The 14,489-nt window shown below is 37.2% G+C and carries 10 protein-coding genes; 5 read left to right on the forward strand and 5 right to left on the reverse strand.

Going from position 1 to position 14,489, the window contains the following annotated elements; genetic code table 11:
• Nucleotides 1-191 precede the first annotated feature (191 nt).
• The gene (locus FRZ67_RS02495; RefSeq protein WP_147188030.1) at nucleotides 192-932 is read right to left on the reverse strand and encodes a GLPGLI family protein; all 741 of its coding nucleotides are present in this window, start codon (nucleotides 930-932) and stop codon (nucleotides 192-194) included.
• A gap of 21 nt (nucleotides 933-953) precedes the next feature.
• Nucleotides 954-3,749 carry an outer membrane beta-barrel protein gene (locus tag FRZ67_RS02500; protein WP_147188031.1) on the reverse strand — a complete coding sequence of 932 codons (2,796 nt, stop codon included), beginning with the start codon at nucleotides 3,747-3,749 and terminating at the stop codon, nucleotides 954-956.
• A 407-nt stretch (nucleotides 3,750-4,156) separates the two neighbouring features.
• Between FRZ67_RS02500 and glgB the strand changes: the two genes are divergently transcribed.
• Complete coding sequence (glgB, locus tag FRZ67_RS02505; RefSeq protein ID WP_225975482.1) at nucleotides 4,157-6,187, forward strand: 1,4-alpha-glucan branching protein GlgB; 2,031 nt, start codon at nucleotides 4,157-4,159, stop codon at nucleotides 6,185-6,187.
• 84 nt (nucleotides 6,188-6,271) lie between these two features.
• Entirely contained in the window at nucleotides 6,272-7,204 is a 933-nt protein-coding gene (locus FRZ67_RS02510; protein WP_147188032.1) for a PAS domain S-box protein, read from the forward strand.
• A 196-nt stretch (nucleotides 7,205-7,400) separates the two neighbouring features.
• Here the strand turns inward: FRZ67_RS02510 and argS are convergent, their stop codons facing one another.
• Nucleotides 7,401-9,182: an arginine--tRNA ligase gene (argS, locus tag FRZ67_RS02515; protein ID WP_147188033.1), complete on the reverse strand. Its 1,782-nt coding sequence runs from the start codon at nucleotides 9,180-9,182 to the stop codon at nucleotides 7,401-7,403.
• A 150-nt stretch (nucleotides 9,183-9,332) separates the two neighbouring features.
• Here argS and FRZ67_RS02520 point away from each other — a divergent pair, with 150 nt between their 5' ends.
• Nucleotides 9,333-9,839 carry a GtrA family protein gene (locus tag FRZ67_RS02520; protein WP_147188034.1) on the forward strand — a complete coding sequence of 169 codons (507 nt, stop codon included), beginning with the start codon at nucleotides 9,333-9,335 and terminating at the stop codon, nucleotides 9,837-9,839.
• Between the two features lie 226 nt (nucleotides 9,840-10,065).
• Here the strand turns inward: FRZ67_RS02520 and FRZ67_RS02525 are convergent, their stop codons facing one another.
• On the reverse strand, nucleotides 10,066-11,064 hold the full coding sequence (locus tag FRZ67_RS02525; RefSeq protein ID WP_147188035.1) for a beta-ketoacyl-ACP synthase III: 999 nt from the start codon (nucleotides 11,062-11,064) through the stop codon (nucleotides 10,066-10,068).
• A 279-nt stretch (nucleotides 11,065-11,343) separates the two neighbouring features.
• Here FRZ67_RS02525 and FRZ67_RS02530 point away from each other — a divergent pair, with 279 nt between their 5' ends.
• Together FRZ67_RS02530 and FRZ67_RS02535 are read left to right on the forward strand one after the other, a co-directional pair.
• Nucleotides 11,344-12,498: an acyl-CoA dehydrogenase gene (locus tag FRZ67_RS02530; RefSeq protein ID WP_147188036.1), complete on the forward strand. Its 1,155-nt coding sequence runs from the start codon at nucleotides 11,344-11,346 to the stop codon at nucleotides 12,496-12,498.
• A gap of 206 nt (nucleotides 12,499-12,704) precedes the next feature.
• On the forward strand, nucleotides 12,705-13,811 hold the full coding sequence (locus FRZ67_RS02535; RefSeq protein WP_147188037.1) for a hypothetical protein: 1,107 nt from the start codon (nucleotides 12,705-12,707) through the stop codon (nucleotides 13,809-13,811).
• A 199-nt stretch (nucleotides 13,812-14,010) separates the two neighbouring features.
• On the opposite strand, the gene FRZ67_RS02540 is transcribed toward FRZ67_RS02535, so the two are convergent.
• Nucleotides 14,011-14,460: a GNAT family N-acetyltransferase gene (locus FRZ67_RS02540; protein ID WP_147188038.1), complete on the reverse strand. Its 450-nt coding sequence runs from the start codon at nucleotides 14,458-14,460 to the stop codon at nucleotides 14,011-14,013.
• Nucleotides 14,461-14,489: the final 29 nt, after the last annotated feature.

Here is a 14,489-nt window from a genome sequence, read left to right on the forward strand (position 1 = left end):
CCTTCACAAATGCTTTAACGTAGCTATCAAAAAAGAAATGTTGCTTAAGCTCGTCTGCTCCGCTTTTTGAACATGTTTCGTGCAGCATTTAGTTTCTTTAGAAGTAATAGCATGTTGCTGAATGTGGAACAGAACGCACAAGTGAGTGACACAACGATGCTTAATAGTAGCAATGCAGCTAAGTAAAAAAATTAAATCATTATCTGCAGTATGTATCTCCTCGCCCACTTGCCCCAATCTTTCATTCTGTCTTGCAGTGTAGTAAGCAAATTTGCATTGGTGATCTTCTTTCCTTTTACCGGTGGTTTTACTGAAGTTTCTGGAATTGTTTCTGTATAAACTTTTGTAGCGAACCAGGTAATATGTTCGTGCGGAATAGCGAGACCGAGTATCATACCGGGCAAACCGGTAAAAGATTCAGGGCCGCCACTGGGTAAAATACTCTCTGTATAAAATGCGACAACATATACGGAATCCATGATAAGTGCATTGGCACGGCGGCATTCAAAGCCGGCAATGGTGCGCATTTCATCTGTGATTTTCCATTTAATAGTACGTGCTGTATCCTGTATAAGAAATCCTTCTTCAAAAACATTTTTGCGGCTGGTGCTTTGATGTGTCTCAAGATCTGTATAAATAGTATTGTCTTCTGCGGGCTGCTGCCACATCCTGTTATTGTCTGCGTTATCACGACCGGGTTGATACAATGTTTTATTGCCGTTGAAAGTAAGATCGAAATAAGTTGTCTTGAATTGTGGCATGGTCTTCTTCATAAGATCACGCCAGGCCGGATCGTCAATATCATCTAACTGCGCGTAAAGATTGATCTTCTTTTCATATTCGATACGTCCCTCATTAAGAAAAATAGCATTCTGTGCATGCGCTGCAAGGCTTGCAAAAAAAAGGAGGAATATTATTATTAATGATCTCATACAATAACAGGTTTAATAAGATTAATCTTGTGATGGTCCGGGTGTTCCTGCTTTGGTAAAATTCCAAACAAGTGATAACAAAAAGAAACGCTGGATAGTGCTGTAGGTATTCTGCGAAATATAATTGCTGTTAACAGTGCGGTCGAAACCAATGTTTTGGTTAAGCAAATCATGACCTGTTATTTTTATCAGCAATGCATCTTTCTTTAAAAGCTTTTTACCTACCCACGCATTCCACAAAATAGCGTTGTTGTTATTTTCAAAAACAGAAGTCTTCTGCCGAAAATTGAAATCACAATCAGAATGAATCTGAAATTTAAGCGGCAGGAATATATCTGCCCCGGTGCTTACAGTAAATGTCCAGTATTTGGTTTCAAGATTTTGCTGTATAGAAGACTTGCTGATAGTATAGGTTGCATTAGGCGAAACATAGATGCTGTATTTCTTCTCTTTATCTTTATTAATGTTTAAACCAAAACTATAACTGCTGCTATTGGTAACGTTCATGCTATCATTAACAATACTTACATACCGGCTTCCATTTATATTGCTGTTCAGCCCTATTCTGGTGTCAATTTTTTTGATCTTAAAACCGTAATCAAGATATGCGTATAAAGAACGGTTACCATCCGCATTTACGCTTTGATAGACCCTCTTACCCGTGGAAGCATCCACAAAATCCCTGCTGGTTATAGCGTTTTGCGTAAAAGTGTAACCAACATTAGTCCAGATATTTCTTTCTGTGAGTACCTTAAAATCAAAGAATCCAAGGTTTACACTGTTACGAAAAGAAGGTTTAAGATCTGGATTACCAATAGCAATATTCAAAGGGTCATCATTGGTTGCTATGGGTTGTATCTGTTGAATAGTTGGTTGTTGTGTGCTTCCATTGTATCTTAAAAATATTCTTCTTTGCTGTGAGAAGTTATAAGAAAAATTTGCCTGTGGATACCAGTTTACAAAACTTCTTTTCAAAGAAGTTTGTGTATGCATATCTTTCTGATCGAAGCTTGTAAAGCCCACATTACTGCCTGCATTAAATTTTATTTTTTTCTTAAAGAGGCTATAATTGGCACCGGCCCTGTGTGTAAATACATTGAATGCATAATCGTTGCTGTAAAGACTATCAATGTCTGTGTATTTACCTTCATTGGATTTATTATAGGAACTGCGTTCAGAATTACTATTGTTGAGCACTATCCCATAATTTAAAATAAGTGAAGAAACTTTTGACAAAGGCTCCGAGTAAGTAACCTTGGAGTCGAAAGAAATATTTTTTGAAATATTATCCTTATACTGGTCTGTTATCTCACGAGTGTCAATGCCATCCTGGTAATAATGGTTATCAGAATAAAGATAGCCATCCGAAGTATTGTTACTAAAATTCTCTTTCAGGTTAAATGAAATTGTTCTCCCTTTTTTCTTCAGCTTTTTCTTCCATAACAAACTGCTGTTTACGCTCCTGTTATCACCAACGGTTGAAGTATTGCGGTCAGACTTATTGATTAAAGATTTGTCATTGGCAAGCGCTTCCGAATAAGCAACATTGCTGGTTATTTTATGATCAATCCCACCATCAGCCATAATTTTTATAGAAGAGCTGGAATCAAACTGGTATTCATAACTGGCATTGCCCCTGTTACGCAAAATCTCATTCACAAAATTCTGTGTTGAATTATTGTAGAAAGATGTTGAATCCGGTAAAATAGATTGTGAATTCGTGGCACTGCCACCGTTTACATGCAGTTGCAGGATTTTATAATTTGCATTCAGGTTTTGTTTATCATCATTCCATTTATTGTTATAATGCAAGCCCCCGGTTTGCACCAGAGGATAACCTTGCCCGTTATACCTTCCATCCCACGAATCAAGGTCATCTCCACCTCCATCAATAAAGAAATATCCGCCAGCTTCATCATAATCAGCATTGCCCAACGGGCTATCTCCGTAACTGCCCTTGTCCTGCCAGTTAAGACCTGATGTTCCTGTATTAGAGACTATACCATAAGCAGCAAACTTTTGTTTGCCTTTAAACGCATTTACCATAATCTGGTTATCATGATACCCATCTGTACCTGCACCAAGGTTAAGCCTGCCAAAATATCCATTCTTCTTATTGTCTTTCAGTTTTAAATTGATCGTCTTTTGTTTTTCCCCATCATCAATACCGGTAAAATTTGCCTGGTCGCTTTTCTTGTCAAATACCTGCACTTTGTCTATCATATCTGCACGAAGATTCTGCGTAACCAGTGTAGGGTCATCACCAAAAAATTCTTCGCCATCAACCAAAACTTTTTGTACTTTTTCTCCCTGTGCAGTTATTTGCCCGTTTCTGTCAACCTGTATGCCCGGCAATTTTTTCAACAGGTCTTCTACTGATGCATTTTCCTGTACTTTAAAGCTATCAGCGGCATATTCTGTTGTATCACCTTTTACTCTTATAGCGCTCACAGTTTGCCGCACAATCACTTCTTTCAGCAAATTTGCTTTTAGTATAACAGGTATTGAACCAAGATCCATTACGGCAGCAGAATCTTTTATATTAAGTACTTCCACATAATCTGCATACAACGGATAAGTTATCAGCAATACATATTTGCCGGTATCTAAACCTTTCAGTTCAAAATTACCTTTTGTATCACTTCTTGTGAATTTATACAGGATAGAATCTTTACTGTGCAGCAGTGAAATAGTGGTGTTGTAAAGATTTTCCCTACTGCTTGTATCCCTGATAATGCCTTTTACAGTAGCTTTTTGCGCATTTGCCAAAAAACAAAAAAACAAACCGGTAATAAGCAGTAATAAAGTCTTTTTCATGTTTGGTATAAGGTTAGTTGCAGCTAAAAATGTTTTTGTAATTTATATTATGAGCCAGGGTTTTGTATTGTCATTAAGCATCCGTTGCGTCGCACTCTTGTACCGGTGAATGTACAGTGAGCAATGGTGAATAAAAGACATTGCCTGCAGTATTGACCCTTCACCATTGACGATTCACGATACCGAACGTACAAGTGAGTGACACAACAAACGATGCCATGAAAAATTACTGTACGTTCATTGTAAAATTCATTGAAAAAAAATGAGCTGAAAAAATATTAGTTGCACAAAATCAATATAGCACAGTCCTGGTATTTAATTGTAAATTGTAGAAATAAATGGAGATACCAATTTTACTATTCCTAATTTTACGTTAATGGTTCTTAATCAATATAAACGGTTGCGATATGCCATCTAAATCAACAGAAAAAAAAGCTGCTGCCACAACCAAAACAAAAAAAGCAACGGCTACCGAAAATGGAACGCACATGAATGAACATAAAAAATATGAGGACATACATTTTGTTGACAGTACAAAACCGGTATGGAATTATTCTTTATTCTCGCAGCAAGACATTGAAAATTTTCAGCGTGGCACACATTACAGGTTGTATGAGTTATTTGGCAATAAACAATTTGAAGTATTGGGCACGTGGGGAACCTATTTTGCGGTATGGGCACCAAATGCCACACAGGTAAGCGTTACAGGAAATTTCAACCATTGGGATAAAGAAGCGCATAAACTTTTTGTGCGGCTCGATCATTCGGGAATATGGGAAGGTTTTATTCCAAATCTACCGGCTGGCGAATCTTATAAATATCATATACATGGCTTTAATGGTATCAGGCTTGATAAAGGAGACCCCTTTTCTCATCTGTGGGAAAAAAGGCCATTAACAGCTTCTATAACATGGGGAACATTTCATGACTGGCAGGATGAAGAGTGGATGAGTAAACGAGGTGAGCATAATAAATTAAATGCACCATGGAGCGTATACGAAGTGCATCTCGCCAGTTGGATGAGGCCCGATAGATTTGATGAAGAATCTTACAACACTTATGCGCAAATAACAGAGCGCATGGTTCCTTATGTAAAAGAAATGGGCTTTACACATGTAGAGTTTATGCCGGTAATGGAACATCCGTTCGATGGCAGCTGGGGCTATCAGGGCACCGGTTATTTTGCACCTACTTCAAGATTTGGAAGTCCACAGGATTTTGCAAAAATGGTAGAGGCATTTCACCAGGCAGGCATTGGTGTAATACTCGATTGGGTGCCTTCGCATTTTCCGTACGATTCGCATGGACTATTTATGTTTGATGGTACGCATACTTACGAATATGCGGATATGCGTAAAGGCTATCATCCTGACTGGAACTCTTATATTTTTAATTATGCGCGTGGTGAAGTAAAAAGTTTTCTGATCAGTAATGCAAGATTCTGGTGTGATCGTTTTCATGCAGATGGTTTACGTGTTGATGCAGTAAGTTCTATGTTGCGTTTGGATTATAGTCGCAATGAAGGCCAATGGGAACCAAACATACATGGTGGTAATGGTAATCTTGAAGCTATAGAATTTATTAAGGACCTGAACATAATGCTGTATAAGGATTTTCCGGAAATACAAACTATTGCGGAAGAAGCTACAGACTGGCCAAAGATCAGCAAACCTATATATGATGGAGGTTTGGGATTTGGGATGAAATGGATGATGGGCTGGATGCATGACACATTGGATTATTTTAAAATGGATCCGATATTCAGGCAATTTCACCAGGATAAGTTTGGCTTCAGCATGATGTATTACTACAATGAAAATTTTATGTTGCCGCTTAGTCATGATGAAGTGGTGCATGGGAAAAGCCCCATGCTTTACAAAATGCCTGGAGATGAATGGCAAAAATTTGCTAACCTGCGTTTACTATATACTTATATGTTTACACATCCTGGTGGCAAACTTTTATTTATGGGTGATGAATTTGGCGCTACCAGTGAGTGGAATTATAAAAGCGAATTGCAATGGAGCCTGTTGAGTTTTGTAAGTCATAAAGGAATGAAGTATTGCGTGCAGAAATTGAATGAACTCTACCGCAGTGAACCTGCCTTGTATGAAAAACAATTTGAACAGGGCGGCTTTGAATGGGTGGATATGAACCACAGAAGTGAAAGTGTGATAAGTTATAAACGAAAAGGAAATAATCCTGAAGATGATATTGTGATCATCTTAAACATGACACCACTTGTTCGTCATGATTGGGAGATACATGTTTATGGCAAGAAAAAATGGAAAGAGATCTTCAATAGTGACAACGTAGCATTCTGGGGAACAGGTGATGTGTTCAATCCTGATATAAAATCAGAAAAAGTAAGCAAGGATGATAAATGGTATAAACTAAAAATACATTTACCGGCACTTAGTGCTGTGGTAATTCGCTAAGCATTAAATTATATAAACCCCGAAGATTAAATCTCCGGGGTTTTATTTATTGTTGCATCTTTGAATTAATTATATAATATATAAATGCAAACAATTATCCAACTTCCTTCATGGCTTAAAAGTTCTGAAAACAATATAGTTGTGCTGTTTGATCTGAAAGGAAATATAACAGATTGCAATGAATCATTGAACGAAATCATTATCAACCACGATCAAAAAAATATCTCTGCTATTTTTTCTGCAGAAGAAATTACAGAATTGTGGAAACAGCTGAACCGTTTGCATTTAAATAATAACCACACAGAATTCATCTCTACCAGTAACGAAGGAAACAATATTCAATGGGAATTTTCATTATTTGATCAAGATCATTTTATCGGTATTGCGCAAAAACAAAACAGCGTTACAAAAAGGGCCGAATCAATGATAAACATTCATCATTTGATCGACGGTTTTATGAACAATAGTCCTGCTTCTGCGTGGATCTGTGATCCTGATGGTAAGCTGGTTACCATGAATAAATACTATCTAAACTTTACTGGTTTAACCCGTGCTGATATAGGTAAAACATTATGGGATATTTATCCAAAACAACTTGCAGATCTCTATTTCAGGAATAATACAATTGTAATAGAATCAAATAAAGTATTAAAAACAGAAGAAATAAGTATTGACAGGAATGGCAAGAGCAGGAATTTTCTGGTGTATAAATTTCCGCTGAATACAATTGATCATAAAACACTGGTGGGCGGATGGGCGGTTGATATAACAGAGCGTAAAGTAGCCGAACAAAAAATATTTGCCCACGATCTAAAATTAAAAGAGCTCGCTTTTTTGCAATCTCATGAAGTTAGAAGGCCGCTTGCAAATATGCTTGGCCTTATAGAATTAATAAAAGCAGATACTGATAAAATTGAAAATGAATATTTCAAAAACATTCTTTTATACATCCAGTTAAGCGCCACAGAGCTCGATAACGAAATACGAAGAGTGATAGATAAATTACAGGAGGAATAATTTTTTGTACCGGGCTTTATAACATGTATAAGCTTTTGTTGCGTCGCACTCTTGTACTGAAGAATAGATTTCAGTTGAAATACATTCCGCTTACTGAATGTTGATACATGATAGCTCATACCTGTTACAAACGTACAAGTGAGTGACACAACCGGCGATGCCAAATGTATCTGCAGTTTGTCTTCAAAAAACAATACTACATTCTCTCAGGCACATTAATGCCAAGTAATTGCATGGCCGTTTTTATGGTGTGTGCAGTTAGCTGTGCAATTTGTAAACGCAGCGCTTTCTTTTCTGCATTCTCTGCATTAGCTATAGAATGTTCAGCATAAAATGAATTGAATGTCTTTGCAAGATTAAAAACATAAATAGCCATTTTGGAAGGGTCATGCTCTGTTGCTGCTTCTTCAATAACAGCAGTAAATATTTCAAGCTGATTTATGACAGCCTTTTCGAGAGTAGCAAGTGTATTACTTACCACTGATAAATCACTACCAGAATCAGCTAACTTTCTTAAAATACTTTTTATTCTTGCGTGGGTGTATTGCACAAATGGCCCTGTAAATCCATGAAAGTCGATACTCTCTTCAGGATTAAAGACCATACGTTTTTTTGGATCTACGCGTAAGAGAAAAAATTTCAAGGCACCCAGACCAATTGTATTATATAATTCTTTCAATTCATCTGCAGTAAAATCTTTTACCTTTCCAAGCTCTTCTGTTTTTTGTTTTGAAATGCTGATCATTTCATCAACAAGATCGTCCGCATCAACAACTGTTCCTTCGCGGCTTTTCATTTTGCCGGTTGGCAATTCTACCATTCCATAACTTAAATGATAGATGCCATCTGCAGAAGGCAATCCAAGTTTCTGTGCAATCAGCTTCAACACTTTGAAATGATAATTTTGCTCATCTCCCACCACATAAATACTTTGATCGCATTTGTACTCTTCATATTTATTTACAACAAGACCAATATCCTGTGTTATATAAACAGCGGTTCCATCTTTCCTTCTTACGATCTTTTCATCCAAACCATCAGCAGTAAGATCTATCCAAACACTTCCATCTTCTTTTTGTTTAAATACTCCTTTTGACAAGCCATCTTCTACCAGATCTTTTCCTAACAGGTAGGTTTCACTTTCATAGTATACTTTATCAAAGTTGCTGCCGATACGTTTATATGTTTCGTCAAAGCCTTTATAAACCCAGCTATTCATGCGTTTCCAAAGCTCAATCACATCAGGTTTTCCAGCTTCCCACTCAACAAGCATTTGCTGTGCAGCTTTCATGATCGGCGCTTCTTTTTCTGCAACTTCTTTTGTTACACCAGTAGCTATTAATTCTTCTATTTCTTTTTTATAAACATCATTGAATTTTACATAGTAATCACCCACAAAATGATCGCCTTTTGTATTTGTACTTTCCGGTGTTGCACCATTACCAAACATCTCCCATGCGATCATGCTTTTGCATATATGAATGCCGCGATCATTTACAATACAGGTTTTTACAATATCATAACCATCTGCTTTTAAAACCTCAGCAGTACTCCAGCCTAAAAAATTATTTCTTAAATGACCAAGGTGTAATGGCTTATTGGTATTGGGTGATGAATATTCTACCATTACCTTTTTGCCATTTTTTGCCTTATGTCCGAAAGAATTATTATTGTAATTAGCTGCAAGAAAACTGAGCCAGTAATTATCTGCCACAACAAGATTCAGAAATCCTTTTATCACATTGAATGAAGAAAATAAATCTGCATGTTTTTCGATAAGATAGCTACCCATTTCATTGCCAGCCGCATCCGGTGCTTTACGCAACTGTTTTACCAATGAGAAAAGTACGATGGTGTAATCGCCTTCAAATTCTGGTTTGGTGGCATTTACCGTAATATCGGTTGCCTTAATTTCAACATCATACAATGCTTTTATAGCTGTTGCTGCTGATTCCTTTATCTGGTTAACTACGCTCATTCAATCTTTGTTTGGGTGGCAAAAATAGTGAAAGAGTTGCCAGTTTTATGTTCCTGGTTCACAGATAGCTTAGCAGTTATATTTTTCTGCAATGTTATTCAATTCTTTAACACGCATAAATCATCATAATATTTACCTTCGCCGCCGATTATGCGAAAACTGCATCACTGGTTAAAACATTTTATTCTTGAGGTGGTTGACTTTTTTTACCCGCCCTTCAAAAAGATAATGCCGCTGCAAACATTTCGTTATGCAGCATGTGGTGGTGGCAATATGGCTTTGAATATTCTTATTTATGCTATCACTTATAATTTTATACTGAAAAAACAAATTGTTTATACCCCTGTAACAGCTATCAGTCCGCATATTGCTGCATATATCATTTCATTCTTTATTACATTTCCTATCGGCTTTTATTTAAGCATGTTCGTGGTTTTTCCAGAATCATATTTACGTAAACGCATTCAGTTGTTCCGCTACTTTGTGGTAGTGCTCATCTGCATCTTTCTTAACTATATTTTCCTGAAACTCTTTGTTGACCAGTGGGGCTGGTATCCTACGCCTTCTTTAGCTGTTACTACTGTATTGGTAGTTGGATTTAGTTATTTATCTCAAAGGCATTTCTCTTTTAAAAAAGCAAAAGAGGAAGCAGAGTAGTATTTTTTTGAACCGGGCAGTTGAATTACGATTAAACTTTTCTTGCGTCGCACTCTTCAACGCTTTGTTATTAAATGAGCGAGTTGAAACGAAATTTTATAAAACAAAGCCTTTACAAATTTTGAATGTAGTATAAATATAATTTGTTTATAAAAGTTCGGAACGATAAAGTGATTGCGACGCAACAGCCGATGCCATAAAAACCCGTGCTGGTATCAACATAAAATTATTTTCCATCGTAAGCCCACTTAACCCAGCAGGCGCCCCATGTAAAACCACCGCCAAATGCAGCAAGAATAAGGTTATCGCCTTTCTTTAATTGCTTCTCCCAATCCCACAAACAAAGCGGTAATGTGCCTGCCGTTGTATTGCCGTACTTCTGTATGTTGATCATCACTTTATCTTTGGACAGGTTCATGCGGCTTGCTGTTGCATCTATAATGCGCAGGTTAGCCTGGTGCGGCACAAGCCATGCAATATCGTCTGCACCAAGATTATTGCGTTCCATTATTTCTGCACTTACTTCGGCCATGCCCACTACTGCAAATTTGAAAACAGTTTTACCTTCCTGGTAAACGTAATGTTCTTTGGCAGTAACGGTTTCAATGCTTGCAGGTTTAAGTGAGCCACCCGCTTTCATATGCAGGAAATCTTTACCGCTGCCATCACTTCTTAAGATCGAATCTTTTACGCCATAACCTTCAGAATTGGGTTCTAATAAAACTGCTCCGGCCCCATCGCCAAAAATAATACAGGTAGCACGGTCTGTATAATCAATAATGGCACTCATTTTATCTGCACCAATAACGATCACTTTTTTATAACGCCCACTTTCAATATAAGCAGCACCTGTTGAGAGTGCATAAAGAAAACCACTGCAGGCTGCACCCAGATCATAACTAAACGCATTAGTGGCACCAACTTTATAAGCAACAATGTTAGCTGTGGCAGGAAAGACCATATCCGGTGTTACTGTGGCACAAATGATACAATCAATTTCTTTGGGATCAAGATTTTTCTTGCGGAGAATTTCTTCAACTGCGGGAATGCAAAGATCGCTGGTGGCTTTGCCTTCTTCTTTCAGAATGCGCCTTTCTTCAATACCGGTACGTGTTCTTATCCATTCATCATTCGTTTCAACCATCTTTTCCAACTCTGCGTTTGTAAGCCTGTATTCCGGTACATAGCCACCAACCGCTGTTATTGCGGCAGTTATTTTATTCATAAGAATTCCGATTAGAGTGGCAAAAGTATCAAAATATCATATTAGTACCTGTTAGTATTTGACAGCGCTTTATTTTTAAAGTACTGTTTGAGAAAGCTTTATTTATTTCAAACTTTCATAAAGCAGCCATCTGTTAATTTGACGATTACTAAGATTTTATGAAAGTCTTTAGATAATAATTTTATCATCCCTCGCTCAACAAAGAAAATAAATTTACGCTACCATGTGTTAGTTTTAAAAATGTTTCCTCTATTTTTGCGCATCATTTAAAAAGATTACATGCATTTCCAGTTAAGTGAAGAACATTTAATGATACAAAAAGCTGCACGTGATTTTGCAGTGAACGAATGTTTACCTGGTGTTATTGAAAGAGACGAATTACAAAAATTTCCCAAAGAACAAATACTGAAACTTGCAGAACTTGGCTTCATGGGCATGATGGTGAGCCCTGAATATGGTGGCGCCGGCATGGATACAATTAGCTATGTACTGGCAATGGAAGAGATCAGCAAGATCGACGCAAGTGTAAGTGTATGCATGAGTGTGAATAACAGTCTTGTAAGCTGGGGTCTTGAAGCATTTGGGAACGAAACGCAAAAACAAAAATATCTTACCCCACTTGCCCAGGGGAAAAAAGATGGAGAATTATATATCGGCGCATTTCTATTAAGCGAGCCGGAGGCGGGCAGTGATGCTACTTCACAAAAAACAACAGCAGAAGATAAAGGGGATTACTATTTACTAAATGGAACCAAGAACTGGATCACAAATGGTAACAGTGCAAGTGTTTACCTGGTAATGGCACAAACAGATGCAAGCAAAGGCCCAAAAGGTATCAATACATTTATTGTAGAAAAGAGCTGGCCAGGCGTTTCGGTTGGGGCCAAAGAAAATAAACTCGGCATTCGCGGCAGTGATACACACAGTATTTCTTTCACCGATGTAAAAGTGCCTAAAGAAAACCGTATTGGTGAAGATGGCTTTGGTTTTAAGTTTGCTATGAAGACATTAGCCGGAGGCCGCATTGGTATTGCATCACAGGCGCTTGGTATTGCAAGCGGAGCTTATGAATTATCACTGAAATATGCAAAAGAACGTAAAGCATTTGGCAAAGAGATCATGCACCACCAGGCCATACAATTCAAACTGGCAGACATGGCTACACGTATTGAATCTTCCCGTTTACTGTGTTTGAAGGCCGCATGGGAGAAAGACAACAATATAGATTATACGCTTAGCAGTTCAATGGCAAAAGTGTTTGCGAGTGAAACGGCTATGTGGGCTGCCACAGAAGCAGTGCAGATACATGGCGGTTACGGTTATGTAAAGGAATATCATGTAGAACGGTTGATGCGTGATGCAAAGATCACACAGATCTATGAGGGCACCAGTGAAGTGCAACGTATCGTAATCGGGAGAAGTATTTTACAATAGTTGGGTTTATAAAGCACATGGGACACATTACCCCGCTGTCGATGGCGGGGTTATTTTTTTGAACCCATCTATAGAATATACATTGAACTTTTGTTGCGTCGCCTCTTGTACTTTCGATTATTATCTCAACATCCCATTATCTTATCTTCGTTTTAATGAAAGGCAAAAAGAGTTTTATAATTATTATTTTTTCTTGTTTACGATGTATGTACTGCAAAGCGCAGGATACTGCATTGATACATTATCTCATAAACAGGATTTCAGCCCAACAGGTAAAATCAGATGATTTTTTTCTTAGCGGAATTTTTCCTTCTTACATCTCAAAACATGAAAGTTTCAATACAAAAAAGAAAGACAATAATATTTTTTTCAACGGATTGATCGCTTATACACTTAATGATATAAAACCAAAACTCGATCAGGAATCGCTACAAATTACAGATGCAGCACTAAATAAGTCAAAGCCATTATTTTCTAAATTCAAAAATATCAAAGGCAGGAACACTTATAATTTCTGGCGCACAGATAGTGTGTATGATTACCCCTATTCCGGTATGCTTAAAATGTTTACTAAAGATATTTCACTGCCGGATGATATGGATGACACGGTACTTTCATTGCTTGCGTTAGATGTAGCTGATTCAACTGCGGAAGCTGTACATGCATTGATGCAACAGTTCGTAAACTGCGACAGTAATAAAGTAAGATCTGTTATTGAAGATTATAATCAGTTAGGTGCTTACTCAACATGGTTTGGCAAAAAATTCCCGGTTGTGTTTGATGTATCCGTTTTATGCAATGTGCTTTCTTTTGTACAACTGCATAATCTTTCCTGGACAAAAGCAGATTCCGCATGCCTTACTGTAATTGTAAAAACAATTGAACAAAATTATCATCTTGGTAAAGCTGTTTATGCTTCTCCTTATTATCCCAAGGCTTCACTTATACTATATCATGTGGCAAGGCTGATGAGCATAAAACCAATTCCACAACTGGAATCTTTGAAAATAAAAATCCTTTCAGACGCTGCTAAAGAATTGGCACTTGCGACAAATGCCATGGAAAAAGTAATACTCAGCAGTACTATACTAAAACTTGGTTATGAACCGCCACCTATAGCAATTTCAATAAATGAAATAGCAAGGCAAATTGAACAAAATGATTTTTGTTTTTTTGTTGGCAATATTTCTTCTTACTTCAAAGATTTTTCAAAAGCATTTGCAACTGCAAATGAAATTGGTTTCTTCTATCATTATTGTCCTGCATATAATGATGCATTGCTACTGGAATATCTTGTATTGAGGAATGAATAAATAAAGACCGCTGAGGCGCTAAGAGAGGAATTTTTCTTTGTGTATTTAGGAGTTCGTGCTTTCCCTGCTGAATAGAATTGTTATAGTAAAAGAGTGCGACGCAACGAAAGCCTCATGCATATTCAATCTTTAGGTTCATAAAAATTTATATTTACGCTGTGAACGTGTAGCCATAGGGATATTATTTAGCAACAATTTATTACAACAGTTTTTCTTTAGATGCCCATATTACTGCTGTCATTTCAAATTTTATTTCACCGCTTTTGATGAAGCCTGTTTGTTGCCAGCCTGCTTTTCTATAAAATATTTCTGCTCTTGTGCCAGGAGAAGTGCTTAACCAAACCGTTAAATCTGTTTGCGCAAAATACCAATTCATCATATCATCATGCAATCTCTTTCCAATGCCCTGCTTGTCATAGCCGGGTTGCACAAACAATGCCCACACATTATTATCAACCAAAGAAACAATAGCAAAGCCAACGATCTTATCATCAATTTCGCAAACCCATCCTCTGCCACGATTTATGATATAATCCTCCACATCTTCATCAGGCACCAATGCAGGATCAGATAATTGGTTTTCTTTTACTGCATTGCGCACAAATTGTATTTGTGTAATATCTTTTATTGTTGCTACGCGGAAATTCATAAAACTAATTTAGAATAAATGCAATAAAA

It is taken from the genome of Panacibacter ginsenosidivorans (assembly GCF_007971225.1).
Classification (GTDB): domain Bacteria; phylum Bacteroidota; class Bacteroidia; order Chitinophagales; family Chitinophagaceae; genus Panacibacter; species Panacibacter ginsenosidivorans.